We start from the raw sequence: 26,396 nt of genomic DNA on the forward strand, positions 1-26,396 counted from the left end.
TCGGAGCGAGGACTTCGGTCGACGTCAGAGCCTGAACGCGCGCGCCTGGGTGGCCAGTGCCCAGATGACGAAGACGTCCAGGGCGATGATGGCGAGGGACCAGAACGGGTAGTAGGGGATGAAGGCGAAGTTCACCAAGGCACTCACGGAAGCAAGGATGATGCCCACCACGCGCGCCCAGGTCTGACCGGAGAGCAGTCCGTACCCGGCGAAGACCACGACCAGCCCGAGCACCAGGTGGATCCACCCCCACGCGCTGACGTCGAACTCGAGGACGTAGTTGGGGGTGACGGTGTAGAACTCGTTCTCGAAGATGGCCGCCAGTCCCATGATGGCCTGGAAGCCGCCGCCGACGAACATCATCACCGCGGCGAACAGGATCAGTCCCTGTGCCCCCACGCCGGGCTCCTCGCGAGCTCCGGTCTGCTGGTGCGACCCGGTCGATTCGGTCATGGCTGTCTCCTTGTCGCGTGACGGGACCCGTCTCATCGGCAACTTAGGACGCCCCGACGGGTCAATCCTCATCCTGCGGGGGTGAGATCTCGCGCCTCCGTCAGGTCCGGGTACGTCGGCCCTGGCGCCTGAGCAGCGGACCGACAAGCGGGGGACTGGTCAGCAGTCCGTCCCGCCGGATGGGCTGGGCGAGGTACTGGCCGAGAATGACGCCGGCTGCGAGCGCGACGGCCGTGGCCCCGGCAGCCGCCAGGTCCAGGACCCCGTCCTCACCCTCGGCGAGCAACGCCAGCCCGCGATAGATGGACAGCCCAGGCAGCAGCGGCACGACGGCGGGGACGATGAGGACCAGTGGCGGCACGCGCACCGGGCCGGCGATCCCGTGGCTGAGCGTCCCGATCGCGACTGCGGCGACGGCGGCGGCCCAGGTCTGCCCCAGCGAGAGCCTCTCGACCGCCAGGAAGATCGCCTGGCCGCAGGCGCCCACGGCGGCTGCTGCGGCAGCCGCGCGGAGCGGTGCGTAGCACGCCAGGCCGTAGGCGGCCGCCGCGAGCCCGGCGCCGAGGGTCATGGCCGACCCCTGGGCCAGTCCGGTCGCCCCGGGCTCGACGCGACCGAGGTCGGCGCCGGAGATCTCGGCGACCGTCAAGCCGGCGGCCACCCCGGCGATCACGCCGGTGGTCGCCATCAGGGCGTCGAGCAGCCGGGCGCTCGCCGTGAGTGGGTAACCGGTCAGCGCATCGGCCATGGCGCCCATGAGCCCGATGCCCGCAAGCAGGATGATGATGCCCGCGGTGACGATCAGGGAGGGGTCGGCGTCGACCTCCGTCGCAGCGGCGCCGACCGCGACGAGCGTCGCGAGGAACCCGCCGGCGATCTGCTGGTAGAACAGCGGGACCCGGCCCCGGGTGGCACGCCCGACGAGGTCGATGCCACACGCCGCGACGAACGCCAGGCAGCTCACCACCGCGCCGCCGCCGAGGGTGACCGCCAGCGATCCACCCACGGCACCCCAGCTGACCGTCACCAGCCAGCGAGCCCGCCGGTGGTCGGAGGAGTCGATGTCGGCGATCCGTCTGCGTGCCTCGTCGCGCGTGGTCGTCCCGTCCAGGAGGTCCCGGACGACCCGGTCGACCTCGATCAGCTCGGCGTAGTCGGCCGGCCGGCGCCTCACCCGCCGCACCAGGATCGAGGCCGGCCTCCCGATGCCGGAGCGCTGCTGCAGCGACAGCTCCGTGAAGGTGACGTCGGCGTCGACACCGCTCAACCCGCAGGCGTGCGTGACCGCGAGCATCGTGGCCTCGACGTCGGCGGCGCCCCCTCCCGAGGCAAGCAGGAGGTCACCGATGCGGAGGGCCAGGTCGAGGCTGCGGTAGACCTCGCGTGGCGCGGACACGGCCATCCGACGATCGGGGCTCGCTCAGCTCACCACGGCGCTGCCGCTAGGAGCCGACGGCATCGTGCGCGTCGCGTTCGAGAGCCTCCACGTCTGCCTCGAGGCGCTTCTTCTGGAGCTTCTCCGAGCGGCGCATGGACTCCTCGATCCTCGCCTCCATGTCCATCACACCGACGACGACCAGGCCCGCCTCTCCGCTGTCGAGGGACTCGCCGAGCTCCTTCAGGTCGTTCCTGCTCATGCCGGCGGCCGCATGGCCCGCCACCGCACCCAGGATCGCGCCGCCTGCGGAGGTCGCCGCGAGAAGGCCGCCGCCGACCGCCGCGAACGGGAAGAGCGCGACGACGAGCCCGGTGGCCAGGCCGGCGCCGCCGCCGAGCACGCCACCGACCCGGGTCGGCGTCTCGTGCTTGCGCGTGATCTTCACCTTGCCGTCGTCGCGGCGGTGGATGACCGCGGCGTCGTAGGCATCCAGCAGGCCCTCCTGGGAGTGCAGCTCCTTCACCCGGTCGTAGTCGGCCTCCGCGGACGCGAGGTCGGGGTAGACGCCGGCGAAGACCATGAGTGTGTCGAATGCCATGTGAGGTTCTCCCAGTCGATCCGGCCACGAGGTCGCCGCCCGCAGGACGCGGAGCGGGCGGTCCGCGCCCAAGGTCCCACCACGAAGGTGGGAGTGGCCTCCTCCGCGACGGGTGACTCCGGCTAGCGCGACGCGTGCTCGTCGACGGCGAAGGACGCCCACACCGCCTTGGGGGACCGGCGATCCGCATCGACACCCCAGTCCCGGCTCGTCGAAGCGACGATCTCCAGCCCCCGACCGGTCGAGTCCGTCACTGCCGTCGCTCTCCGGACCGGTTCCTCGGGGGAGTCGTCAGTGACCGTCAGCACGAGCACGTCCTCGACCCGCTCGAGCGTGACCGTGAAGGACGTGCGCGCGTGGAGGATGGCGTTGGTGGCGAGCTCGCTGGTCACGAGCCGTACCGGATCGATCAGGTGGGGCAGCTCGTGCTGCACGAGTCGGTCCGCGACGAACGAGCGTGCCAGGGAGGCGCTGGCCGGGTGCGGGTCGAAGCGCTCGCGATGGGTCCAGACCGGCCCACGGTGTGCCATCGTCACCCCACCCTCCGAAGGGCGTCGCTGAGCGGGTTGGCCGACGCCCGTCGGGTCACGACGATACGCCGGGCGAGCCGTCCGCGCGCGGGGCCTCGCGGGACCGCCGCCACGGCAGCGTGCCCTCCAGCTCCACCTCGAGGGAGAAGCTGAGGAACGTGCGTACGACGACGATGAGGCCGAGCGCCAGCGCGCTCTCCAGGGTGGGGTCGACCGTGATCGTGAGGACGATGTCCGCGATGATCAGCAGCTCGAGGCCGAGGAGGATCGCGCGTCCCACGCCGCGGCGGACCCGTTCGTAGGCCATCGCTGCTCCGGTGCGTCTCGCCGTGACCAGCGCGGAGACGAAGGCTGCCACGGCCCCGACCACGAGCACCACGACTCCTGCCACCTCGAACCCGTGGACCACCAGCTCCATGAGCGCGTCGAAGTCTTCGTCCTCCATGTGGCCCAGACTGACACGCTCGCACGTGCTGCCGACACGGGTGCCGCGGATGTGACGCGGCCACCGCGTCGCGGCCTAGACAGCGTGGCGGGCCGTGGGGGTCCGGCGTAGCGTCGATCGCGGCGGGTGCAGGAGCCCTTGGACAGCAGATCGGGGCTACGGGGAACTGCCCGTGGGGCTCGTCCAGCCGGCCCCGCGGGCAGCCGCACCCCGTCGTCCCACTGGCGTCGTCCACCTTCGCCGTCGACGCAGTCACTCTCGGTCAGTCGGTCGATCTCGGGTCGTGCCGCGGTCCTGTGCGTCCGGGTCGCGGGTCCCGGTCGCCACCGGGACCGACAGGACGCGAGCACCGGGTGCGGTCGCCGGTGCCCGCGCCCGGAGAGGGCCTTCCCGGGTGCGTGGCGAAGGATCCCGTCGCGGTCGAGATCCCGGGCCCGGGCCCCCGGAACGTCCTCGGCGTGACGGTCGATCCACGAGGCGGGAGTCCTTCCGCCGGACGGGATCGGGTGATCGAGATGCGGACCTCTCTCCTGGTGGGAACTGCGGTGCTGGGCGTCGCCACGGCGGTGGCGGCACCGGTGCTGGCCGCTGCGGTCGGCGGCGGGTCGTCGGAGACGTCGTACGTCGTCGAGGACGCGGCGCGACTGGCGGTCGCCGGCGTGGTCGAGGCTCCGGTCGCCGACGTCGTCTTCAACGACCCGACGGGCGACGAGGCCGCGCAGGACCGGATCGCCGACCACGTCCGACGGGCGATCGACGCGACGCCCGACCACGGCATGATCCGTATGGCGGCCTACAGCTTCGACCGGCCCGACATCGTCGACGCCCTCGAGCGGGCGTGCACCCAGCGACAGGTCACGGTGCAGGTCGTGCTGAACGACAACTTCGTGGCTGCGCCCGTGCGGCGTCTGCAGCGCCTGCTCGGGCCGGACGCGGGCGCGAGCAGCGGCGTCTGCCACGCCCGTGGTGAGTCGCGGGGGAGGAGCACGGAGCCGAGCTTCGTCACGGTCTGCCACGCCAGCTGCAGGCTCGGCGACCGCGGCAACCAGCACATGAAGCTCTACCTGTTCTCCGGGGGAGTGGGCGCCGCGCCGGTCGTCATGCTGGGCTCCGCCAACCTCACCGGCTACGCAGCCGGCGTGCACTGGAACGACCTGGTCACCTTCACCGGCAGCCGGCCGCTGTACGACGACTACAGCAGGGTGTTCGGCGAGCTCGCCGCCGATCGCCTGGTCTCCCAGCCTGCGGTGAGCGTCGCCCACGGCGACGTGACGACGAGCGTCCCCGCCGGCCCGTCGGACACCGCTGACGACGACCCCGTCGCCCAGCGACTGGCGAAGGTCGACTGCCGCGCGCTGCCCGGCAGCGGGATGGGCGGTCGGACCGTGGTCCGGATCAGCATGTACGGCTGGCGCGGGGAGCGCGGCGCCGACCTGGCCCGGCGGGTGGCCGAGCTGCACGACCAGGGGTGCCGCGTCCAGGCGCTGGTGAGCGCCGCCGGTGCGGACGTGGTCGAGACCCTGGTCGGCGCCGGCGTCCGCGTGCGGAGCGGGTCGCTCGACGTCGACGGCGACGTCACGACGGGTTTCGAGGACTCGGGGTGGGAGCACTTCGTGCACGAGAAGTGGATGTCGGTCGACGGGACCTGGGACGGCTCGCCCACCCGGGCGGTGTGGACCGGCTCGGAGAACTGGTCGGACGTCTCCCTCCTCAACGACGAGCTGGTGGTGATGATCCCGCGCGAGCGAGTCCACGACGCGTACGTCGAGCACTTCGACGACGTCTGGAGCGACCACTCGAAGGCGTTCGCACCGGCGGCCGGTCGGATGTGAGCCTCGTCTCCACATCTGTACCCCCCGGCCCGACAACTTTGTCGGGTCGGGGATCGTCACCCCTTGGACGGGACCGGACCTGCGGACTGCGCGGGTCCGGTCGACATGCCCTTCCCATCCCCTGACAGCAGGGTCGTGGGGCCGGGCCTGAACGTGACGACGCCACCGACGGTGGCGGTCGGGAAGGCGAGTTCGTGCCGAGGTTGTTGGTCCTGTTCTCTCTGTGCCTGGTCCTGGGCACCCCGCTGGCCGCGGTCCCCGCCGCAGCCGCCCCCGCCGGCGTGACTGCCTCGGCCGGGGCCGCGACGACTGCCTCGACGGCGGCCGCCGCCAGGACGACGCAATCGGCCCGCAAGCGCTGGAAGGCCCCGCAGGGCCCGTTCTTCAACGACCCGCGCCGCAAGAAGGGCTGGTTCCGCATCGAGCGGAAGGTCATCGACACGATCAAGCACACGCCGAAGGGCTCGACGATCCGGATCGCGGTCTACTCCTTCGACCGGATGCCGGTCGCGAAGGCGCTCATCGCCGCGCACCGGCGCGGCGTCAAGGTGCAGATGATCCTCAACGACCACCAGTACACGAGGGCGATGCGGGCGGTCCGCAAGGAGATCGGGGCCAAGCGCTATCGCTCGAGTTTCATCTACCGGTGCACGGCCGGGTGCCGCAGCAAGCAGAACCAGTACAACAACATGCACACCAAGTTCTACTCGTTCTCACGGGCCGGCAGGTCGAAGGACGTGCTGGCCGTGGGGTCGGCCAACCTGATGCTCAACGCCGACAAGCACCAGTGGAACGACCTCTACTTCACCTCCGGCGACCACGAGCTGTTCCGCCAGTTCGTCCGGCTGTTCAACGACATGCGCACGGACTACGACACCCGACAGCCGCCGCAGCTCTTCTGCGGCACGCCCGCCAACGGCGTCGCGTGCGACGACTCGGTCGACAAGCACACGGTCTGGGCCTGGCCCAAGCCGTCCGGGCCCAAGAACGACCTCGTCCTCGACCTGCTCGGCAAGGTCCAGTGCCTGACCCCCGACGGTGCGGGTGGGCAGAAGCGGAGCCGCATCGCGGTGTCGATGCACACCATGCGGGGCAACCGCGGGGACTACCTGGCCTCGGCGATCCGGCAGAAGTGGATCGAGGGGTGCAAGGTGCGCCTGATGTACGGCCTGATCGGCTACCACACCAAGCGCGTCGTGGGTGCTCCGACGCCGCGCGGACGGATCCCGCTGCGCTCGACCGGCCTGGACTTCAACCCCGACGACGACTACGACCTGAACAAGGACGGCAAGGACGACCTGATCCTCAGCGTCTACAGCCACCAGAAGTACGTCGCGATCCAGGGCACCTACAACGGCGTCCCCGACACCAACATGGTCGTCACCGGGTCCGCCAACTGGGCCAGCCTGAGCCCCGGCAACGACGAGCTCTGGATGACCATCCGCGGCAAGAAGCTGACCCGGAAGTACGTCAAGAACTTCAACTACCAGTGGCGCAACAAGCGCAACTCGCGCAACGCCTACACCACGACGTACGTCAACTTCCGCGTCGCGCGGACGGTGGTCGACGAGGACGGCTCGCCCCGCACCGTCTGGCGGACCGTCCGGCGCCCGGTCACGACGATCGAGCGTGACCGCTACCGCAAGGGTCCCTACTGGGAGGCCGGCTGACAGTCGAGGGCGAAGGACGACCGGCGCACGGCGCGACCGGAGCCCCGTGTCAGGCAGCCGAGAGCGAGTCGGCCGAACGTCCGCTCGCGCGGCTGGCACGGCGCAGCACGACGGCCACGCCCACGAGCGCCAGGACGAAGGCGATCCACTGGGCGCCGGCGAGGGCGACGGTGGGTGACTCGGCGTCGACGGCGGCGTCTGCGAAGGCGAAGGTGGTGAAGTCGATCCAGGCGTGGAGCAGCATGCAGACCACCAGGGTGCCGGAGACGCGTCGGGTGATGTAGAAGACGGAGCCGGCGAGGAAGGCGATGAGGATCTGCTGGACCGTCGACCCGACGGACTGCCCGAACAAGGCATTGAGGGCATGGATCAGGCCGAAGAGCAGGCAGCTGAAGAACCACGAGAGGGCTTCACCGAATCCGCCCCGAAGACCGACCAGACCGGTGCCGCGCGTCAGGATCTCCTCGCTGAACCCGACGAGGAGACATCCGATCCCGAGGGCGAGCAGGAAGCCCGCGGACCGGTCGGCCTCGCCGGATCCGCCGAGCAGGAAGCCCAGCCCCGGCAGGAACATGAACACGGGAACCGCCCACAGCCACTTCGGTGCACGCATGTCCTCGTGGAGCGCCGGCCCCCACCACCCGAGGTAGCTGGTGGCCGCGGCCAGGAACACCGCCCCGATGGCGACGGGCACGACGATGCCCTCGACCACCGTGCTGGTCGAGGACCCCACCTCGTCGTACTCGAATCCGAGGAAGGACCAGGTCACGGCGACGATCGCCATGTAACCGAGTCCGATGCCGACGGTGACGAGGGGACGAGGAGCGACGCGCATGGCGATTCCTTCGCGTGGGGACGGGGTGGTCACGACGGTAGTGACGGCGGGGAGTCCTGCCCACGCTGTCGAGCCTCGTAACCGTTACAGCTGATCGGGTGCGGTCACCCGATGGTCCCGATCACCCACCCCCGCCGGCCGTCGTACCGAGCCGCACCTCGCGACCCCGGGTGGTGTCCAGCACGACGGTCACTCCCGGCGGGAGCACCTCCTCGAGGTCGTCCATCAGCGTCCGCGTCGTGGGCAGCGGTGCGGGGTGCCGGATGCTCACGAAGGCCGTCAGCGACGCGAAGCGCACGTCGGTCACCTGGGCTCCCGGCGACTCGTCGAGCCAGGCTTGCGTCACGGTCTCGATGCGATGGCTCCACGCCGCGATCGCCACCGCCAGGGCGGTGTTGCCGGCCAGGGGCACGGCCACCAGCACGAAGAGCGCGCCGAGGACCAGTCGTGATCCTCGCGCGGGCCGCCGCGCGGCATGCTCGTGCCGGGAGTACCCCAGTGCTGCGAACGTGACGACACCGGCCAGCACCAGTGCGAGCAGGTTGGAGGCGAAGAGCAGACCAGCGCCGAGCGCCAGCTCCGGCTCGCCGTGGCCGAGGCAGATCCCCGTGACGACGAGCGGGGGGACCAGCGAGATGGCGATGGCGACTCCCGGGAGGACCGCAGCGACGTCACGTCGTGCCAGTGCGACCGCGCCGGCGAGCCCTGTCGCGATCGCCGCGACGAGGTCGAGCATGCCGGGGGAGGTGCGCCCCGCGACCTGCGAGTTGTCGAGGAGGTCGACGTCGGCCACCGGCACAGCGGCGAAGAGCACCCCGACGATCATGACCATGACCGCACCACCCAGCACGAACCACCCGGATCCGGTGCGTCGGCCCATGACCACGCCGAGCGCGATGCCCATGATCGGAGTCGACAGCGGGGCGATGATCATCGCGCCGATGACGGTCGCGGTCGAGTCGGCGAGGACGCCGGCTCCCGCGATCACCGCCGACAGGACCAGCATGGACCAGAAGGCAGACTTCTTGGACCTCGAGTCGCCGGAACGCAGTGTCAGGTCGGCAGCGAGCGCGTCCAAGGTGCGACGCTGCGACTCGGGCAGCACCCGCACCCGCAGAGTGTGCAGCACCGGTGTGCGTGCCATGGCGGCTCCTGCGACGTCGGAGGGACACGGTCCGATTGACCGGTCGCGAGTGACCACCAGTCGGGTGTGCTGACGGTAGGACCGGCCGCGCCGTTGCAGCAAGGACGTCGGTCGAGCCCTCGTCTGTCCAAGCCGCTTCCGAGCCCCGTCCAAGCCTTGTCCAAGGCTGGTCGGGGGGTGGGTGAGTCGCCTACCGTGTGACGGGTGGAGGGAGCCGGAGCACCTGCTGCGGGCGTCGGCGATGCCCCGAGCCCGGTCGCGGTGATCGACGCCCTCAAGCGGATCCTCGACAGCGACGAGCTGCGCCCGTCCCGCCGGTCCCGTGACTTCCTCTCGTACGTCGTCACAGAGACGCTTGCCGGCCGCGGGGACCGGCTCAAGGAGCGCACGGTGGCGCGCTACGCCATGGGTCGGGACGGCAGCTTCAGCGGGGCCACGGACTCGGGTGCCCGCGTCCAGGCGACGCGGCTGAGGGCGGTGCTCGAGCGCTACTACGCCGGGTCGGGCGCTGACGAGGAGGTGGTGATCGGGCTGGCCCGCGGACGCTACACGCCGACCTTCACCCACCGCCGACGCCCTCCGGGAGCCCCGCTGGACGTCGAGCTCCGCTCGGGCATCGCGATCGTCGCTCTCGCCGATCTCCGGCTCGACGCCGAGGGTGATGCGACGGCTCGGGTGCTCTCCGACTCCCTCGTCCGTGCCCTCGCCACGTTTCCCCAGCTCCGTGTGGTGGGACCCGTGGCGTCCGAGCGGGGCATGAGCGGAACGGTGGACGTCCGCACGGTGGCGCGGTCCTTCGACGTCGAGTACGTCCTGGACGGCGAGCTGTTGGCGTCGGGGTCGCTGCTCCGGTTGTGCATCAGCGTCCACGACGGGGCGACGGGCGCCGTGGTGTGGTCGGAGAAGTTCGAGGGGGAACGCGGGGGTCGGGTCGGCTTCGAGGACCAGGACGACGTCGTACGACGCATCGCGGCCACCGTCGGCGACGTGCGCGGCGTGGTGACGCGCGACGTCGAACGACAGAGCGCCCAGGGCGTCGATCCGCGCAGGCCGACGGCCGTCCTGGCGTTCTACCGGTTCGCCGCCTCCGGGACGCGGTCCGACACCGAGGTCGCGGCCCGCGAGCTGGACGCTGCCCTGACCACGCGGCCCGACGACGTCGTGATGCTCGCCATGGCGGGGTGGGTCCAGTGCTACCTGGCCATCATGGGATGGACCGATGACAAAGGGGCGTCGACTGACCGTGCCGAAGCCCTGGCGTCCCGCGCTCTCGCGCTCGATCCGCTGAACGCCCACGCCCACCAGGTGCTCGCCGGAGTGGCCCTGCGTCGCGGCGTTCCGGCCCAGGTCCGCCACCACGCCCGGCGCGCCGTCGAGCTGAGCCCGGTCAACGCGTCCTTGCTCTACACGTCCGGGGTGCTGCTGATCCAAGTGGGCGACTGGGACGACGGCGTCGAGATGATCCGCGAGTCCAACCGGCTCAACCCGTTCCACCCCGGTTACCAGCACGTCTTCCTGGGGCTCGAGGCCCTCGTCGCGGGGGACGACGCGGCCGCCCTGGCGGAGATGAGCCTCCTGCGCCATCCCGACGACCTGTGGGGGCCGTTCCTCAGGTTCCTCGCGCTCGCCGGGCAGGGGTACGACGAGAGTGCCCGGCACGAGCTCGACGCCGCGCTGGTCGTGGTGCCCGAGCTCCTGGACGACGACGCCGCCTACGTGACCGACGAGCTGCGCGACGCGCCTCTCGACGTGCGGGTCGAGCTCCGCCGTCGCGTTCGCGCGTGGGTCGCGGAGCGGGAAAAATTCTCCGCCGACCCCGTAACACCCGGGAACGGTCCGGCGCTGAGCAAGTAGCGGCCGCGTTCCGCTGGGTCCAACACCGCTCACCCGTGCCTCGACCTCCCGCCGTGGCACGGATCCCCCCAGATGCGGTGGGACGGCCCGTTCAACGCGCAGACCAGCGGTGTGGCCCTCCGGGGCCACGCCGCTGCTGCGTTCTGGCTCAGCGGATGGGTTCAGTGGATCGCGAGGGTCGCAGCGGTCACGGAGAGCGTCGCGCACACCGCGCCCCACCCGGCGAGGCGGAGCAGCGGGATGCGCAGGCCGGCGGAACGACAGCGCTGGAGCCAGAGCAGTGTCGCGAGCGAGGCCCAGGGCGTCACCAGCGCTCCGGTGTTGACCCCCACCAGCGTGGCCATGAGACGTCGTACGTCGTCGGCTGCCGCGGGCTCGACGAGCAGGTAGGCCGGAAGGTTGTTGACGAGGTTGGCCGCGACCGCGGAGGCGGCAGAGAGGTGGAGCAGGTCGAGCGGGCGGGTGCCGGAGCCGACCGCGGGCGCCAGCCAGTCGAGGAGGCCCTCGCCCTGGGCGAGGCGCAGCACCCCGGCCACGACCACGAAGCCGCCCGCCATCAGCCAGGGCGGGCGGACCTCGCGCAGCAGTCCCGGCGCCCGCCACAGCAGCGCCGCGAGCAGGACGCCCGCCGACCCGAGCGCCACGACGGCGGGTTCGACGCCGACGGCGAAGAGCGGCCCGACCACGACGCACACGACGGAGCCGATGACGAGCAGCACACGGTCGTGCGGATCCGCCGGAGGCTCGACGGCATAGGTCCCGCGCAGCGCGCGCCGCTGCAGGACGGCGATCAGGACCAGGGTCACGACGATGGCGGTCACCGCGGGCGCGGCCGCCGTACGGACGTAGTCGCCGTGGTCGGCCCCGAGGTCCTCGAAGCGGTGCACGGCCAGCAGGTTCGTCAGGTTCGACACGGGGAGCAGCAGCGAGCCGGTGTTGGCGATCCAGAGGGTGGTGAGTGCGAAGGGGAGGGGCGCCACCCCGGTCTGGCGGGCGATGGCGAGACCGACGGGCGTCAGGAGGACGGCGGTGGTGTCGAGGCTCAGCGCGATCGTGCAGACGACCGCCAGGGTGGCGAAGGTCAGCCACAGCAGCACGACCCGGTGCCGGGCGCGGCGTGCGAGCGCGTGCGCGGCCACGTCGAACACGCCCGCCAGCTGTGCGACCTCCGCGGTCACCGTGATCGCGAGCAGGAAGACCGCGACCGGCAGCACCTGGGCCAGGACGGGCGTCAGGTCGGGGTGGAGCAGGGAGCGCAGGGCCTCGGTCACGTGGTCACGACGAGCCGCGGGCGGCGCCGGACGCCGTGCCCGTCACCGGCTCGGGGACCGGACCGAACTGCTGGTTGCAGGTCCAGCCCGCGCAGTCGACGAGCTCGCGGCGGCGCATCTCGAGCGTGGACCGCACGCCGGCGTAGGCCGGGTCATCGGCGAGGTTGACCATCTCGTAGGGGTCGAGCAGCCGGTCATAGAGGAACGTGTCGAGACCGTCGGTGCCGTAGAGGTAGCGCTCGGTGCGTACGCCCCGGTGCGACCAGCCGTTGCCCAGGGTGCGCCCGGTCTGGATGAGGGTCGTGTCCCGGAACGGCTGGGGCTCGCCGCGCAGGGTCGGCGCCAGGGACGTGCCGTCAACCTGCCACTGCGGGGTGACTCCCGTCAGGGCGGCGAAGGTGACGGGGAGGTCGACCAGCGTCGCGGGCAGTGAGGACGTGGCACCGGGGACCACGCCGGGGCCCCGCACGAGCAGCGGGACCTGCAGGGCCTCGTCGGTGAGGACGTCCTTGCCGACGAAGCGGTGTTCGCCGAGGGAGTAGCCGTTGTCGGAGGTGAAGACGATGTAGGTGTCGTCGAGGACGCCCTCGTCGTCCAGCGTCTGGACCAGGGACCCGACCGCACGGTCGACCGCCTGCAACGACTGCAGCCGGGCGGTGTTCTCCGCGGCCACCTCGTCGCGCGACGCGGGGGCGCGGTGCCGCAGGTAGGCGGGCTGGTCGGTGACGTCCTCCTCGTTGAAGGAGGGGTCGTCGAACGCGGACGGGCGCTCGTCGAGGAACAGGTCCTGGTCCTGCGGTGCCGCGGGAGGCAGGCTGCGTCCGCCCTCGGGGCTGATCCGGTAGTGCGGCGCGAGGTGCCACGCGTAGACGACGAAGGGGTCGCCGGTGCGCGCGAAGTCGCGCACGGCCTCGTTGGTGCGGTCCTCGATCACCGAGGTGATGTAGCTGTCGGTGTAGCGGCGGGGGTCCCCGTCACCGGTCATCGTGAAGTCGACGTAGTCGTAGACCCCGCGGGTCAGCGCGTCCCACCGCGACCACCCGGCGGGACGCACGTCGCCGGGGTGGTAGCCGTTGAGGAACTTGCCGGCGAACGCGGTGCGGTAGCCGCCGGCGCGGAACCAGACACTGGCCTCCTGCGTGGGGTCGAGCGCGTCGAAGCCGCCGTTCACGCCGCGGTTGTGCTGGACGCCGTTGTTCTGCGCGTACTGGCCGGTGGCGAGCTGGGCGCGGGCCGGGCAGCAGAGCGGGTGCGGCGAGATCGCGTCGGTGAACTCCATGCCCTGGTCGGCCAGGAGGCGCCGGGTGATCGGCATGTGGTCGAGGTCGTCGTCGCGCATGTCGTCGGTGAGGACGAACACCAGGTTGGGACGGGTCGTCTCGTCGGCTCCGGTGCCGGGGGACAGGGTGCCCTGCACCATCCGCACCGTGCCCGCCGCACGCGCCTGGTCCGTGTCGCTGGTCGCCGTGACCGTGGCCAGGGTGGCGACGAGGACGATCAGGAGGGCAGCCGTGATCGACTGTGCCCACGCTCGCATGCTGCCCCTCGCCGAGACCCTGAGGGCCTGCTCGTCCGCCCGTGTCGGCGCAAGAGTAGGGCGCCGGAGGCCGCCTCCCCAAGGCGACACGACGACTGGGGTGACAATGGACCCGACCGCTACCCTGTGGACTCGCCGACGCCGCGCACCACGGCTCGGCGCATGCCCCGATCGCACGAGATGAAGGAACCCGCAGCAGCCGCCATGGACGAGAGTCAAAGTCCCCGCACGACCGCACTGACCACCGGGTGCGCGTCGTGACCCCCCTCCTGCTCCTGCTCGTGTCGCTGGCCCTCGTGGCCGCCTGCGGCCTCTTCGTGGCCGCAGAGTTCTCCTTCGTCACCGTCGACCGGCCCAGCGTCGAACGCGCCGCGGCCGCCGGCGACGAGGGCGCCCGCGGCGTCCAGCTGGCTCTTCGCTCGCTGTCGACTCAGCTGTCCGGCGCCCAGGTCGGCATCACCGTCACCAACCTGGCCATCGGCTTCCTCGCCGAGCCGGCCATCTCCGACCTGATCGACGGCCCGCTCGCGTCCGCGGGGGTGGCCGAGAGCGTCGTGACACCCCTCTCGCTCGCGCTCGGCCTCGCGATCGGCACGGTCGTCACGATGATCTTCGGCGAGATGGTGCCCAAGAACATCGCCATCGCCCGCCCGCTCGAGACCGCCCGCAACACCCAGGGCTTCATGCGCGGCTTCACCGCCCTCACCCGCGGCCCCATCCGGGCGCTCAACGGGTCGGCCAACGCCATCGTGCGCCGCCTCGGCATCGAGCCGCAGGAGGAGCTCCGCTCCGCCCGCAGCTCCCAGGAGCTCTCCTCGCTCGTCCAGCGGTCCGCCGACCAGGGCACGCTCGACGCCGACACCGCCGAGCTCGTCGAGCGATCGGTCGAGTTCGGCACCCGCACCGCGGGCGAGATCATGACCCCCCGCGTGCGGACCACGACCGTCGAGGACGGCGACCGGGTCTCAGCGGTGATCGAGCTGGCCCGCCAGACCGGGCACTCCCGCTTCCCGGTCCTCGACGCCGAGGACACCGTCGTCGGCACCGTGCACGTCAAGCACGCGGTCGCCGTGCCGGTCCACGAGCGCGCGACCACCCGCATCAAGCGCGTCATGGTCCGCCCCGTCGTCGTGCCCGACAGCCTGCGGCTCGACCCGCTCCTGGCCCTGCTGCGCCAGGACGGCTTCCAGATGGCCGTCGTCCTCGACGAGTACGGCGGCCACGCGGGCATCGTCACGCTCGAGGACGTCGTGGAGGAGATCGTCGGCGACATCTCCGACGAGCACGACCGGCTCGGCGCGCGGATCCGCCAGCGCCGCGACGGCAGCTGGACCCTGTCGGGGCTGCTGCGTCCCGACGAGGTCGAGGACGTCACCGACATCGAGCTGCCCGACCACGAGGACTACGACACCGTGGCCGGCCTCGTCATGCGCGAGCTCGGCAAGATCCCGGAGCCCGGTGACCGCGTCGAGCTCCCGGTGCCCGACCGCAGCGACCCCCACGAGGTGCGCGAGCGCCTGGTGACCCTGACCGTGCAACGGATGGACGGCCTGCGCATCGACCGGCTCGACCTCGTGCTGGTGGGGGAGGCCGACCATGAACAGTGACCTCCTCGGCGTGGGCCTCGCCGTCGTGCTGCTCGGCCTCAACGCCTTCTTCGTGGGCGCGGAGTTCGCCCTGCTCGCCGCTCGCCGCAGCCAGATCGAGCCGCGCGCCCAAGAGGGTTCGCGGGCCGCCCGCACCACCCTGCGCGCCATGGAGAACATCTCGCTCGTCATGGCCGGGGCACAGCTCGGCATCACCGTCTGCTCGCTCGGCCTGGGTGCGATCGGAGAGCCGGCCGTCGCCCACCTGCTCGAGCCGGTCTTCCACGCCGCCCGGTTGCCCGACGACCTGCTGCACCCGGTGTCGTTCGTGGTCGCGATGTCGATCGTGGTCTACCTGCACGTCGTGCTCGGCGAGATGGTGCCCAAGAACATCGCGCTCGCCGGGGCCGACCGGGCCGCGATGGTGCTCAGCCCGCCCATGATGGCGATCGTCACCGTGCTGCGCCCGGTCATCGCAGGCATGAACATGGCGGCCAACGGGGTGCTGCGCGTCATGCGAATCGAGCCCAAGGACGAGGTCCACTCCAGCTTCACCCGCGAGGAGGTCGCCGCCCTCGTCGAGGAGTCGCGGGGCGAGGGACTCATCGAGGCCGACGAGTACGACCGGCTCGCCGGCGCGCTCGGCTTCACCGAGAAGTCCGTCGCCGCCATCGTGATGGCGCCCGACACCCTGGCCACGGTGGCCCCGGGCTCGACCGTGGCCGACGTCGAGGCCGTGTGCGCGGCCACCGGCTTCAGCCGGTTCCCGGTCGCCGGCGACGACGGCACGCTGCTGGGCTACCTCCACATCAAGGACGCCCTGGAGTCCGACGACGACAAGCGTTCGCGCGTCATCGAGGACAAGTGGATCCGTCCCTTCGCCTCCATCCACCCCGACGACCTGCTCCACGACGCCCTCGAGAGCCTCCAGGTCAAGGGCGCCCACATGGCGCGGGTCGTGGAGCGCGACGGGAGCGTCATCGGCCTGGTCACGCTCGAGGACGTGCTCGAGGAGCTCGTCGGTGAGATCCGCGACGCCGCGCACCACGACGTGTCCGGCGTCGAGGCTCACTGAGCGCTGGATAGGGTCTGACCGTGTCCGAGGGAGCATCTCGCGTCTGGACCGTGCCCAACATCATCAGTGTGGTGCGGCTCGCCGGCGTACCCCTCTTCCTGTGGTTGGTGCTCGGGCCGGAGGCCGACGCGATCGCCCTCGTCGTGCTCATGGTCGCCGGGTTCACCGACTTCCTCGACGGGTGGCTGGCGCGCCGGCTCGACCAGTACTCCACGCTGGGCGAGATCCTCGACCCGGTGGCCGACCGGCTCTACATCCTGGCCGTCGTGGTCGGCCTCTTCCTGCGCGACATCATCCCGTGGTGGGTCGCCATCGCGCTGCCGCTGCGTGACCTCTTCCTCTGGGGCCTCGTGCCGATCCTCCGCACCCGCGGCTTCTCGGCGCTGCCGGTGCACTTCCTCGGCAAGGCGGCCACGTTCAACCTGCTCTATGCCTTCCCGCTGCTGCTCCTCGGCGAGGGTGACGGCATCGTCGCGACGCTCGCCCGCAACTTCGGCTGGGCCTTCGCCTGGTGGGGGATCGGGCTCTACTGGTGGGCAGGGGTCCTCTACGCCTGGCAGGTCCGCACCCTGGTGCGCGAGACACCGCGTCGTACGTTCCCGGCGACCGACCATGGCTGAGTCGCAGCCGCGTCCCGGGCCGCGAGCGGCACACCTCGAGACCGACCGCCCGCTGCCCGAGCACGTCACGACGCCGCTCCTGACGCTGATCACCGCGCGGTCGATGGACGAGGACTACGCCCACGTGGCCCAGAAGCGGGCCGCAGACGGCGACGTACGCCCGCAGGTGGCGCGACCGCACTGGTCCAGCCTGCTCGCGGTGGCGGCGCTCGGCGTGATGGCGGCCGTCGTCGCCGTGCAGACCGACCGCGAGGCGCCGGCCAACGAGCTGAGCCGGACAGCGCTGGTCGAGCAGATCGACAGCCGCAGCGAGGAGGTGCGCGGCCTGCAGGGGGACGTCGCGGAGCTGAACCGGTCCAACGCCGCGCTCGCGAGCAGCAGCACGAGGAACCAGGCGAAGCTCGACGACATCGAGACGCGAGTCAGGCGCGCCGAGCTCGTCTCCGGCTTCTCCGCCGTCCACGGTCCCGGAGTACGGATCACGGTGGACAACCGGCCCGGCGGCGACGTGGACGGGGAGGTGCTCGACGAGGACCTCGCCACGCTGGTCGACGGGCTGTTCGCGGCCGGGGCCGAGGCCGTGGCGATCAACGACCAGCGGATCAACGCGCTGGGAGGCATCCGCAACACCAACCGCGCCGTCCACGTCAACGGCCGCCCGGTCAACGCCCCCTACGAGGTCTCGGCCATCGGTGACCCCCAGACGCTGCAGGCCCGGCTCGTCGAGAGCTCGCAGGGTCAGCAGTGGTTCGCCCGCGTCTCCAACTACGGATTTGTCTACGACGCCCAGAATGTCGATGACATCCGCTTGCCGGCTGCGCCCGAACGCGTCCTTCGTGATGTGATCGAGCTCGACGCCGATCCCAACAACGGGCCTGAACGAGAAGGGAGCTCGCCGTGATAGCCGCCCTCGGCCTGCTCCTGGGCATCATCGCCGGGCTGGTCTTCGCCCCCGACGTGCCGCTCAGCCTGCAGAACTACCTGCCGATCGCCGTGGTGGCCGCGCTCGACGCGGTCTTCGGTGCGCTGCGCGCCTACCTGGACGGCATCTTCGACGACAAGGTCTTCGTCGTCTCCTTCGTCAGCAACGTCGTGGTCGCGGCGGCGATCGTCTACCTCGGCGACCAGCTCGGTGTCGGCTCGCAGCTCAGCACCGGCGTGATCGTCGTGCTGGGCATCCGCATCTTCTCCAACGTCGCAGCCATCCGCAGGCACGTCTTCCATGCCTGAGCACCGCACCGACCCCGAGCCCGAACCCGGTCGCGACCGGCTACGGAAGGCCGTGGTGCGGCCGTCGCGGCGCCAGGTCGTGGTCGCGGCGCTCCTGGCTGTCCTCGGCTTCGCCTTCATCGTCCAGGTGCGCGACACCGCGGCCAACGACACCTATGCGGGTCTCCGCGAGAGTGAGCTCGTCGAGGTGCTCGACGGGCTCACCGGCACCGCCGAGCGCGCACGCCGCGAGGTCGACCGGCTCGAGGCGCGGCGCGACGAGCTCGCCAACGAGAACCAGGCCAGGTTCGCGGCCCTCGACGAGGCCGAGCAGCGGGTGCGGACCCTCAACATCATCGCCGGCCTGGTGCCGGTCACCGGACCGGGCATCCGAATGACCATCAACGAGTCGTCCACCCGCGTCAACGTCGGGTCGCTGCTCGACACGGTGCAGGAGCTGCGCACGGCCGGTGCCGAGGCGATGGAGCTCAACGACTCGATCCGGCTCGGCGCGGACACCTCCTTCGACAACGGCGTGGGTGGCATCGAGGTCGACGGCCAGCTCCTCGAGCCGCCCTACGTCCTCGAGGTGATCGGCGACCCGCACGTGCTCCGTACGGCTCTCGAGTTCTCCACCGGACCCATCGAGACCCTGGAGACCTACGACGGCGCCACGGTCGACGTGGAGGACCTCGAGGCCGTCCAGATCACCAGCGTCCGTGAGCCCACCCGACCGGAGCATGCAGAGTTCGGCACCGGCCAGTAGCCTGCCGCACACCTGCAGCCACACACCACCACTGCACCTAGGAGTCCCCGTGCATCCGGAGAACCTCAAGTACACAAGCGAGCACGAGTGGGTCCGCACCCCCGGCGACACCGAGGGCTCGGTCCGCATCGGGATCACCGACTTCGCCCAGGACGCCCTCGGCGACATCGTGTACGTCTCCCTCCCGCAGGTGGGCGACCAGGTGACGGCGGGGGAGACCTGCGGCGAGCTCGAGTCCACCAAGTCGGTCAGCGACATCTACGCCCCGGTGACGGGGGAGGTGGTGGCGACCAACGCCGCCCTCGACTCCACGCCCGAGCTGGTCAACAGCGACCCCTACGAGGCGGGCTGGCTGTTCGAGGTCGGGGTCCCCGACAGCTCGCAGGTCGACGGCCTCATGGACGCCTCGACCTACCAGGCCACGCTGGACGGCTGACCCGCAACCCCTGTCCCACCACCTGCCCACCCGTGTTCCCCGACCGCCCGCCGTCGCCAACGGCGGGCTGGTAGGTTCGGGGAAACCGTCAACCTCAACTCTCGGCTGAGGGTTGGGCGTCGATCCGTCGAGGAGCTTTCCATGCCGTTCTGCACCGCCTGTGGCAAGCAGAACCCTGACGATGCCCGCTTCTGTGCCCAGTGCGGCACCAAGCTGCTCGCTGGGGAGGACACGGGCGCGAGCCCGGTCGAGTCCACTGCGACCATCACCTTCGGGGTCCCCGACCAGCGGGAGTCGTCCGACCGCCAGCTGAGCGCCGTCGACGCGGCAGCGGTGGACGCCCTCCCCGAGGGCCACGCCCTCCTGGTCGTGCAGCGCGGACCGAGCGCCGGCAGCCGGTTCCTCCTCGACGTCGACGTCGTGGGCGCCGGCCGACACCCCGACAGCGAGATCTTCCTCGACGACGTCACTGTCTCGCGCCGCCACGCGGAGTTCCGCCGGTCGGGATCGGGCTACACCGTCAGCGACGTCGGCAGCCTCAACGGCACCTACGTCAACCGTGACCGGATCGACTCCGTCGAGCTCAACGACGGCGACGAGGTGCAGATCGGCAAGTACCGGCTGGTGTTCTTCTCCTCCCACCCGGACAGCTGATCCGTGAGTGCCTCGACGGCCTCGGGTGCGAGTCGCGGCGCCCGCTACAACATCGGGCAGGTGCTCGACCAGCTGCGGGCCGACTTCCCGGGGGTGACCATCCCCAAGATCCGGTTCCTCGAGGACCAGGGCCTCGTCAAGCCCGAGCGGACGGCCGCCGGCTACCGCAAGTTCTCCGCCGACGACGTGTCGCGGCTGCGCTACATCCTGACGATGCAGCGTGACCACTACCTTCCGCTCAAGGTGATCGGCGACCACCTCGACGCCATCGACCGCGGGCTCGAGCCGCCGGCGATCGAGTCGGTCGTGCCGACCGTGCCCAAGGTCGCGCTCAGCGCCGACGGACTGCCGAGCCCCGAGTCGTTCCGGCGCAGCAGCGACCTGCGCCTCTCACGCCGCGAGCTGCTCAAGGTGGCCGAGATCTCCGAGGACCTGCTGACCGAGCTCGAGCAGTACGGACTGGTCAGCGCCCGCAGCGGAACGGGCCACTTCGACAGCGACGCGCTGGTCGTCGCGCAGACCGCCCGTGAGCTCGCCGACTTCGGTTTCGAGCCCCGCCACCTGCGTGCGTTCAAGACGGCCGCCGACCGCGAGGTCGGCCTGGTGCAGCAGGTGGTCGCCCCCCTCGCCCGCGGCCGTGACGCGGCTGCGCGAGGACGGGCCGAGGACGCCACGTCCGAGATCGCGGCCCTGTCCGTACGCCTGCACGCGACCCTCGTGAAGGTCGGTCTCGACCGCGGCTGAACCGCCCGCCCCACCCGCGCGATCGCGTCAGGACACGTGAGTAGGGTGGGCGCATGCGCGAAATGGACGTCGTGGGAGTCCGCGTCGAGATGCCCTCCAACCAGCCGATCGTGCTGCTGCGCGAGGTGACGGGCGAGCGCTATCTCCCGATCTGGATCGGGGCGGTCGAGGCGACGGCCATCGCCTTCGCCCAGCAGGGCGTCACGCCCCCGCGCCCGCTGACGCACGACCTGATGCGCGACGTGCTGGAGGCCACCGGCCAGCGCCTCGACGAGGTGCGCATCGTCGACATGAAGGACGGGGTGTTCTTCGCGCAGCTCGTCTTCGACGGCGGCGCCGAGGTCGGCGCCCGTCCCTCGGACTCGATCGCCCTCGCCCTGCGCACCGGCACGCGCATCGTGTGCGCCGAGGCCGTCCTCGACGAGGCCGGCCTGGCCGTGCCCGCCGAGCAGGAGGACGAGGTGGAGCGGTTCCGCGAGTTCCTCGACCACGTGTCGCCCGACGACTTCGAGTCCCCCTGACGCTCGTCCAGACCCTCACCCTCAAGTGAAGGTTGATGGTTGCGACACGCCGCTCGATGGATGGACAACCCGTCGGATCGGGCTTACGTTGAACTGTCTCTGTTGTAACTCCACCGTTGTGGTTGTCGGTCCTCCGGCGCCGGGCGGGCCCTTCCCCCAGGAGTTACCGCTCAGCGGAGGAACTGACCTGGAGGGTCACTGTGGCTAGCAACGAGAACGAGAACGGCGCCGACGCCGCCCGCATGAAGGCTGCGGCCGAGGCGACCGACCTCGCCGAGGAGCAGGGCCTGCTCTTCGACGACGACGTCTCGCCCCTCCCGAGCGACACCGGCTACCGCGGCCCGACGGCGTGCAACGCCGCCGGCATCACCTACCGCCAGCTCGACTACTGGGCCCGCACCGGGCTCGTCGAGCCCAGCGTGCGGGGAGCGGCCGGCTCGGGCTCGCAGCGTCTCTACTCCTTCCGCGACATCTTGATCCTCAAGGTCGTCAAGCGCCTCCTCGACGCCGGCATCTCGCTGCAGCAGATCCGCACCGCGACCGCCCACCTGCGCGAGCGCGGCACCGACGACCTGACCCGCGTGACCCTCATGAGCGACGGAGCCTCGGTCTACGAGTGCACCAGCAACGACGAGGTCATCGACCTCCTCCAGGGCGGCCAGGGCGTCTTCGGCATCGCCATCGGCGGCGTCTGGCGCGAGATCGAGGGCACCCTCGCCGAGCTGCCGTCGGAGCGCACGGCGGAGCAGGCCGCGCCGTCGCCCAGCGACGAGCTCGCCGCCCGTCGCGCCGCGCGGCAGACCGGCTGACTCCCACCCGACCCTCCCGTTCCACCCACGAGGCCGCCCGTCCACCGGGCGGCCTCGGGCATTTCGGTGCCCTCCCGCTAGACTCGGTGCCGCCGACATCCCATGCGGGAGAGTCGCGGCGCACGGTCCCCGACCGGACGTCGTGCGCCGAAGGGGCAATTCCTCCCCGGAACCTCTCAGGCACCCGGACCGCACTGGGTTGGCACTCTGGAGGTCACCGGGCTGACAGAGGGGGAGGTCAAGCGTCGCGACCTCAGGAGCCCTCGTGCCCGACACCACCCCGACCGCCGCCGGCCCCGCCGACTCGCTGGGCGAGTTCGTCGCCCGCCACATCGGTCCGGACGACGCGGCCGTCGCCCACATGCTCGAGGCGATCGGTCACGAGTCGCTCGAGTCGCTGATGACGGCCGCGGTGCCGGGCGGCATCCGCTCGGCCGCGGCGCTCGACCTGCCAGACGCGCTCGACGAGGAGGCGACGGCCCGCGCACTGCGCACCCTGGCCTCGCAGAACCGCCCGGCGGAGGCGATGATCGGGCTGGGCTACCACGCCACCATCACGCCTGCGGTGATCCGGCGCAACGTGCTCGAGGACCCCTCCTGGTACACCGCCTACACGCCCTACCAGCCCGAGATCTCCCAGGGCCGCCTCGAGGCGCTGCTCAACTTCCAGACCGTCGTGGCCGACCTGACCGGCCTCCCCACCGCCAACGCCTCGCTGCTCGACGAGGGCACCGCCGCTGCCGAGGCGATGACGCTCGTACGTCGCGCGCAGCGCAACGCGACCGGCCCGTTCGTCGTCGATTCCGACGCGCTGCCGCAGACGATCGACGTGGTCCGCACCCGCGCCGAGGGGATGGGCATCGAGGTCGTCGTGGCCGACCTCGCCGACGGCCTTCCCGACGGCGACCTGTGCGGCGTGCTCGTCCAGTACCCCGGCGCCTCGGGCGCGGTCCGCGACCCGCGGCCGGTCATCGACGCCGCGCACGAGCGCGGTGGCCTGGCGGTCGTGGCGGCCGACATCCTCGCCCTCGCGCTGCTCGAGGCCCCCGGCACCTTCGGCGCCGACGTCGTGGTGGGCTCGTCCCAGCGCTTCGGCGTACCCCTCTTCTACGGCGGTCCGCACGCCGGCTTCATGTCGGTGGCGGCCGGCCTCGAGCGGCACCTGCCCGGGCGCCTCGTCGGGGTGTCGGTCGACGCCGAGGGCCGCCCGGCCTACCGCCTGGCCCTCCAGACGCGTGAGCAGCACATCCGTCGCGACAAGGCGACGTCCAACATCTGCACCGCGCAGGTGCTCCTGGCCGTGGTGGCCTCGATGTACGCCGTCTACCACGGCCCCGAGGGGCTGCGCCGGATCGCCCAGCGCACCCACGACCACGCGAGCCGCATCGCCGAGGCGCTGCGGGCGGGGGGAGCGGACATCGTCAACGACACCTGGTTCGACACCCTGACGGTGGCCGTGCCCGGCCGCGCGGGCGAGGTCGTGGCGGCCGCCCGCCAGGTCGGGCTGCACCTGCGGCTCGTCGACGCCGACCACGTCGGCCTGTCGACGTCCGAGCGCACCAGCCCGTCGACCGTCGCGGCCGTGCTGCGTGCGTTCGGTGTCGCGCCCGGTGGCGACGACGCCGTCTCGGGCCTGCCCGAGGACCTGCGGCGCACCACCGACTACCTCACCCACGAGGTCTTCAACTCCCACCACAGCGAGACGCAGATGCTCCGCTACCTGCACCGGCTGTCCTCGCGCGACTACGCCCTCGACCGCGGCATGATCCCGCTCGGGTCGTGCACGATGAAGCTCAACGCCACCACCGAGATGGAGCCGATCAGCCTGCCCGGCTTCGCCGACCTGCACCCCTTCGCACCCGCCCAGGACGCCACCGGCTACCGCGAGCTTGTCGACGACGTCGAGCGGTGGCTGGCCGAGGTCACCGGCTACGACAAGGTCTCGGTGCAGCCCAACGCCGGATCCCAGGGCGAGCTCGCCGGCCTGCTGGCGATCCGTGGCTACCACGTGGCCAACGGCGACGGCGGCCGCAACGTGTGCCTCATCCCGTCGTCCGCGCACGGCACCAACGCCGCGTCGGCCGTGATGGCCGGCATGAAGGTCGTCGTGGTGAAGGCCTCCGACGACGGTTCGGTCGACCTCGACGACCTGCTCGCCAAGTGCGACCAGCACGCCGACACGCTCGCCGCGATCATGGTGACCTACCCCTCCACCCACGGGGCCTACGAGGACACCATCACCGACCTGTGCAAGATCGTCCACGACCACGGTGGACAGGTCTACGTCGACGGCGCGAACCTCAACGCGCTCCTCGGCTGGGCACGTCCGGGCGAGTTCGGTGGCGACGTGTCCCACCTCAACCTCCACAAGACCTTCTGCATCCCGCACGGCGGCGGTGGCCCGGGCGTCGGCCCGGTCGCCGTACGCGCCCACCTGGCGCCGTACCTGCCCTCGCACGGCTGGCACCCGGAGACCGAGAAGCGGCAGGGCATCGGCCCCATCAGCGCGGCGCCCTACGGCTCGGCCGGCATCCTGCCGATCACGTGGGCCTACATCCGGATGATGGGGGCCCAGGGGTTGACCCGGGCGACCGCCGTCGCGGTCCTGTCGGCCAACTACATCGCCACGCGGCTCGAGGGCCACTTCCCGGTGCTCTACCGCGGTCACGGCGACCTCGTCGCCCACGAGTGCATCCTCGACCTGCGGGGGATCACCAAGGCCAGCGGGGTGAGCGTCGACGACGTCGCCAAGCGGCTCGTCGACCACGGCTTCCACGCGCCCACGATGTCGTTCCCGGTGGCCGGGACGCTCATGGTGGAGCCCACCGAGTCGGAGGACCTCGCCGAGATCGACCGGTTCTGCGACGCGATGATCGCCATCCGTGGCGAGATCGCCCGCGTCGAGGCGGGGGAGTGGAGCCCCGAGGACTCGCCGCTGCGCCACGCGCCGCACACGGCCCGCGCGCTGGTCGGCGACTGGGACCGCGCCTACTCGCGCGAGGTCGGGGTGTTCCCGGGTGGGATCGACGCCGACAAGTACTGGCCGCCCGTGGCCCGCATCGACCAGGCCTACGGCGACCGCAACCTGGTGTGCGCGTGCCCGCCGCCGGAGGCGTTCGCGCAGGACTGACATGAGTGACCAGCGCCAGCGGCTGCTCGACGTCGCGCAGGCCGAGGGGCGCCTGACCTCGGTGGTCGGCGCCGTCCTCGACCGCTACGGCGCGGTGTGGGCGGGCGGGGCCGGGGAGGCGCCCGGACTGGACGGGCAGTACCGGATCGGCTCGATCACCAAGACGATGACGGCCGTCCTGGTCGTGCAGGCCCGCGACGAGGGGCTGCTCGACCTCGACGACACGCTCGCGGCCCACCTGGGCGACGTCGGCTACGGCGAGGTGACGATCCGCGACGCGCTCGCGCACTCGTCGGGCATGCAGAGCGAGCCCCGGGGACCGTGGTGGGAGCGCACGCGCGGTGGGGACTTCGCCGCCCTGGCCGCGGCCAACGACGGACGCGGCCGCGTCGCGCCGCCGGGTGCCTGGTTCCACTACTCCAACCTCGGCTACGGCCTCCTCGGCGAGGTCGTGGCCCGCCGGCTCGGGGCTCCGTGGCGCTCGCTGGTCGCCGAGCGGCTGCTCCAGCCGCTCGGGATGCGGGCGACGTCGTACCTGCCGCGTCCCGGAGCCCAGCCCGGCTGGAGCGTCGACCACTTCACGGGTGTCCGGGTCCACGAGCCGCTCACCGACACCGGGGCGATGGCGCCGGCCGGCCAGCTCTGGTCGACGCTCGCCGACCTCGTGACCTGGGGCCAGGTGCTCGGCGGGGCACGTCCCGACCTGCTCGCGGCGTCCTCGCTCGCGGAGATGCAGCGGCCCGTCACGCCCGACTACGGACTCGGGCTGATGCTCGGCATCCACCCCGGGGGACGGCTCGTCGGGCACAACGGGTCGATGCCGGGCTTCCTGGCCGCACTCCACGTCGACCCCGACAGCGGCATCGGAGCAGTGGTGCTGGCCAACGCGACCACCGGGATCGACCCGCGCGAGCTCGCCGTCTCGCTCATCGACGGCGACCCCGACGCCGAGGACGCACGGCCGGCTCCGTGGCGCCCGACCGCCGCCGTCCCGCGCGAGGCCGACGGCGTGCCGGGCGTGTGGTTCTGGGGCAACACCGCCTACGACGTCCGCTGGCACAACGACGGGCTCGAGCTGCGCGCCATGGCACGCGGCAACGTGGTGACCGATCGCTTCGAACCGGTCCACGGGACGCTCGTCGGGGTCTCGGGCTACCACCGCGGCGAGCGGCTCGACGTCGTACGCCGTCCCGACGGGTCGGTCCACCACCTCGAGTGTGCGACGTTCGTCTACACCCGCACGCCCTACGACCCGGACGTCGACGTGCCGGGCGGGCACCCGCGCTGAGCCGGGCCCGC

General features: G+C 71.5%; 25 protein-coding genes and 1 riboswitch. Of the genes, 16 read left to right on the forward strand and 9 right to left on the reverse strand.

The window, feature by feature from the left end; all coding sequences use genetic code 11:
- Positions 1 to 24: 24 nt before the first annotated feature.
- From Q1B24_RS11615 to Q1B24_RS11635, 5 genes are all read right to left on the reverse strand, one after another.
- Positions 25 to 453 carry a hypothetical protein gene (locus Q1B24_RS11615; protein ID WP_299928231.1) on the reverse strand — a complete coding sequence of 143 codons (429 nt, stop codon included), beginning with the start codon at positions 451 to 453 and terminating at the stop codon, positions 25 to 27.
- A 100-nt stretch (positions 454 to 553) separates the two neighbouring features.
- Entirely contained in the window at positions 554 to 1,855 is a 1,302-nt protein-coding gene (locus Q1B24_RS11620; RefSeq protein ID WP_299928234.1) for a threonine/serine exporter family protein, read from the reverse strand.
- Between the two features lie 40 nt (positions 1,856 to 1,895).
- Positions 1,896 to 2,429, reverse strand: a complete 534-nt coding sequence (locus Q1B24_RS11625; RefSeq protein WP_299928237.1) for a DUF1269 domain-containing protein — start codon at positions 2,427 to 2,429, stop codon at positions 1,896 to 1,898.
- Positions 2,430 to 2,551: 122 nt separating this feature from the next.
- A complete protein-coding gene (locus Q1B24_RS11630; protein WP_299928240.1) occupies positions 2,552 to 2,959 on the reverse strand; it encodes an ATP-binding protein in 408 nt (135 codons plus the stop codon).
- Positions 2,960 to 3,014: 55 nt separating this feature from the next.
- A complete protein-coding gene (locus Q1B24_RS11635; RefSeq protein ID WP_299928243.1) occupies positions 3,015 to 3,404 on the reverse strand; it encodes a DUF1622 domain-containing protein in 390 nt (129 codons plus the stop codon).
- A 515-nt stretch (positions 3,405 to 3,919) separates the two neighbouring features.
- Between Q1B24_RS11635 and Q1B24_RS11640 the strand changes: the two genes are divergently transcribed.
- Positions 3,920 to 5,236 carry a phospholipase D-like domain-containing protein gene (locus Q1B24_RS11640; protein WP_299928246.1) on the forward strand — a complete coding sequence of 439 codons (1,317 nt, stop codon included), beginning with the start codon at positions 3,920 to 3,922 and terminating at the stop codon, positions 5,234 to 5,236.
- Positions 5,237 to 5,430: 194 nt separating this feature from the next.
- Entirely contained in the window at positions 5,431 to 6,906 is a 1,476-nt protein-coding gene (locus tag Q1B24_RS11645) for a phospholipase D-like domain-containing protein (protein WP_299928249.1), read from the forward strand.
- A gap of 49 nt (positions 6,907 to 6,955) precedes the next feature.
- On the opposite strand, the gene Q1B24_RS11650 is transcribed toward Q1B24_RS11645, so the two are convergent.
- Together Q1B24_RS11650 and Q1B24_RS11655 are read right to left on the reverse strand one after the other, a co-directional pair.
- The gene (locus Q1B24_RS11650; protein ID WP_299928252.1) at positions 6,956 to 7,741 is read right to left on the reverse strand and encodes a CPBP family intramembrane glutamic endopeptidase; all 786 of its coding nucleotides are present in this window, start codon (positions 7,739 to 7,741) and stop codon (positions 6,956 to 6,958) included.
- A 121-nt stretch (positions 7,742 to 7,862) separates the two neighbouring features.
- Positions 7,863 to 8,885: a DUF389 domain-containing protein gene (locus tag Q1B24_RS11655; protein WP_299928255.1), complete on the reverse strand. Its 1,023-nt coding sequence runs from the start codon at positions 8,883 to 8,885 to the stop codon at positions 7,863 to 7,865.
- Between the two features lie 204 nt (positions 8,886 to 9,089).
- On the opposite strand from Q1B24_RS11655, the gene Q1B24_RS11660 reads away from it, so the two are divergent.
- Entirely contained in the window at positions 9,090 to 10,739 is a 1,650-nt protein-coding gene (locus tag Q1B24_RS11660; RefSeq protein ID WP_299928258.1) for a hypothetical protein, read from the forward strand.
- 161 nt (positions 10,740 to 10,900) lie between these two features.
- Here the strand turns inward: Q1B24_RS11660 and Q1B24_RS11665 are convergent, their stop codons facing one another.
- Both Q1B24_RS11665 and Q1B24_RS11670 read right to left on the reverse strand, forming a co-directional pair.
- Positions 10,901 to 12,010 carry an SLC13 family permease gene (locus Q1B24_RS11665; RefSeq protein WP_299928261.1) on the reverse strand — a complete coding sequence of 370 codons (1,110 nt, stop codon included), beginning with the start codon at positions 12,008 to 12,010 and terminating at the stop codon, positions 10,901 to 10,903.
- A 4-nt stretch (positions 12,011 to 12,014) separates the two neighbouring features.
- Positions 12,015 to 13,547, reverse strand: coding sequence for a sulfatase (locus Q1B24_RS11670; RefSeq protein WP_299928263.1), 1,533 nt, complete (start codon positions 13,545 to 13,547; stop codon positions 12,015 to 12,017).
- A gap of 257 nt (positions 13,548 to 13,804) precedes the next feature.
- On the opposite strand from Q1B24_RS11670, the gene Q1B24_RS11675 reads away from it, so the two are divergent.
- The 13 genes from Q1B24_RS11675 to Q1B24_RS11735 all read left to right on the forward strand — a co-directional run bounded on the left by Q1B24_RS11675 (position 13,805) and on the right by Q1B24_RS11735 (position 26,385).
- The gene (locus tag Q1B24_RS11675; RefSeq protein ID WP_299928266.1) at positions 13,805 to 15,154 is read left to right on the forward strand and encodes a hemolysin family protein; all 1,350 of its coding nucleotides are present in this window, start codon (positions 13,805 to 13,807) and stop codon (positions 15,152 to 15,154) included.
- Positions 15,144 to 16,208 (forward strand): hemolysin family protein, encoded by a 1,065-nt coding sequence (locus tag Q1B24_RS11680; RefSeq protein WP_299928269.1) that lies wholly within the window; start codon positions 15,144 to 15,146, stop codon positions 16,206 to 16,208. Before Q1B24_RS11675 ends, Q1B24_RS11680 begins: the two co-directional genes overlap by 11 nt.
- Before the next feature lie 14 nt (positions 16,209 to 16,222).
- The gene (locus tag Q1B24_RS11685) at positions 16,223 to 16,828 is read left to right on the forward strand and encodes a CDP-alcohol phosphatidyltransferase family protein (RefSeq protein ID WP_299928854.1); all 606 of its coding nucleotides are present in this window, start codon (positions 16,223 to 16,225) and stop codon (positions 16,826 to 16,828) included.
- Positions 16,821 to 17,729 (forward strand): DUF881 domain-containing protein, encoded by a 909-nt coding sequence (locus Q1B24_RS11690; RefSeq protein WP_299928272.1) that lies wholly within the window; start codon positions 16,821 to 16,823, stop codon positions 17,727 to 17,729. The genes Q1B24_RS11685 and Q1B24_RS11690 overlap by 8 nt, the downstream gene beginning before the upstream one ends.
- Positions 17,726 to 18,058 carry a DUF1290 domain-containing protein gene (locus Q1B24_RS11695; RefSeq protein WP_172261349.1) on the forward strand — a complete coding sequence of 111 codons (333 nt, stop codon included), beginning with the start codon at positions 17,726 to 17,728 and terminating at the stop codon, positions 18,056 to 18,058. Before Q1B24_RS11690 ends, Q1B24_RS11695 begins: the two co-directional genes overlap by 4 nt.
- Positions 18,051 to 18,803, forward strand: a complete 753-nt coding sequence (locus Q1B24_RS11700) for a DUF881 domain-containing protein (RefSeq protein WP_299928282.1) — start codon at positions 18,051 to 18,053, stop codon at positions 18,801 to 18,803. The genes Q1B24_RS11695 and Q1B24_RS11700 overlap by 8 nt, the downstream gene beginning before the upstream one ends.
- 49 nt (positions 18,804 to 18,852) lie before the next feature.
- Positions 18,853 to 19,239 carry a glycine cleavage system protein GcvH gene (gcvH, locus tag Q1B24_RS11705; RefSeq protein WP_299928285.1) on the forward strand — a complete coding sequence of 129 codons (387 nt, stop codon included), beginning with the start codon at positions 18,853 to 18,855 and terminating at the stop codon, positions 19,237 to 19,239.
- Between the two features lie 141 nt (positions 19,240 to 19,380).
- On the forward strand, positions 19,381 to 19,893 hold the full coding sequence (locus tag Q1B24_RS11710) for an FHA domain-containing protein (RefSeq protein WP_299928288.1): 513 nt from the start codon (positions 19,381 to 19,383) through the stop codon (positions 19,891 to 19,893).
- Positions 19,894 to 19,896: 3 nt separating this feature from the next.
- Positions 19,897 to 20,637: a MerR family transcriptional regulator gene (locus Q1B24_RS11715; protein WP_299928291.1), complete on the forward strand. Its 741-nt coding sequence runs from the start codon at positions 19,897 to 19,899 to the stop codon at positions 20,635 to 20,637.
- Positions 20,638 to 20,690: 53 nt separating this feature from the next.
- Complete coding sequence (locus tag Q1B24_RS11720) at positions 20,691 to 21,158, forward strand: bifunctional nuclease family protein (protein WP_299928294.1); 468 nt, start codon at positions 20,691 to 20,693, stop codon at positions 21,156 to 21,158.
- Between the two features lie 242 nt (positions 21,159 to 21,400).
- A complete protein-coding gene (locus tag Q1B24_RS11725; RefSeq protein WP_299928857.1) occupies positions 21,401 to 21,967 on the forward strand; it encodes a MerR family transcriptional regulator in 567 nt (188 codons plus the stop codon).
- Positions 21,968 to 22,062: 95 nt separating this feature from the next.
- Positions 22,063 to 22,169: riboswitch (glycine riboswitch) on the forward strand.
- A 63-nt stretch (positions 22,170 to 22,232) separates the two neighbouring features.
- Positions 22,233 to 25,097 (forward strand): aminomethyl-transferring glycine dehydrogenase, encoded by a 2,865-nt coding sequence (gene gcvP, locus Q1B24_RS11730; protein ID WP_299928297.1) that lies wholly within the window; start codon positions 22,233 to 22,235, stop codon positions 25,095 to 25,097.
- Position 25,098: 1 nt separating this feature from the next.
- Positions 25,099 to 26,385, forward strand: a complete 1,287-nt coding sequence (locus Q1B24_RS11735; protein ID WP_299928300.1) for a serine hydrolase domain-containing protein — start codon at positions 25,099 to 25,101, stop codon at positions 26,383 to 26,385.
- Positions 26,386 to 26,396: the final 11 nt, after the last annotated feature.

This window comes from uncultured Nocardioides sp. (assembly GCF_947488025.1).
GTDB lineage: Bacteria > Actinomycetota > Actinomycetes > Propionibacteriales > Nocardioidaceae > Nocardioides.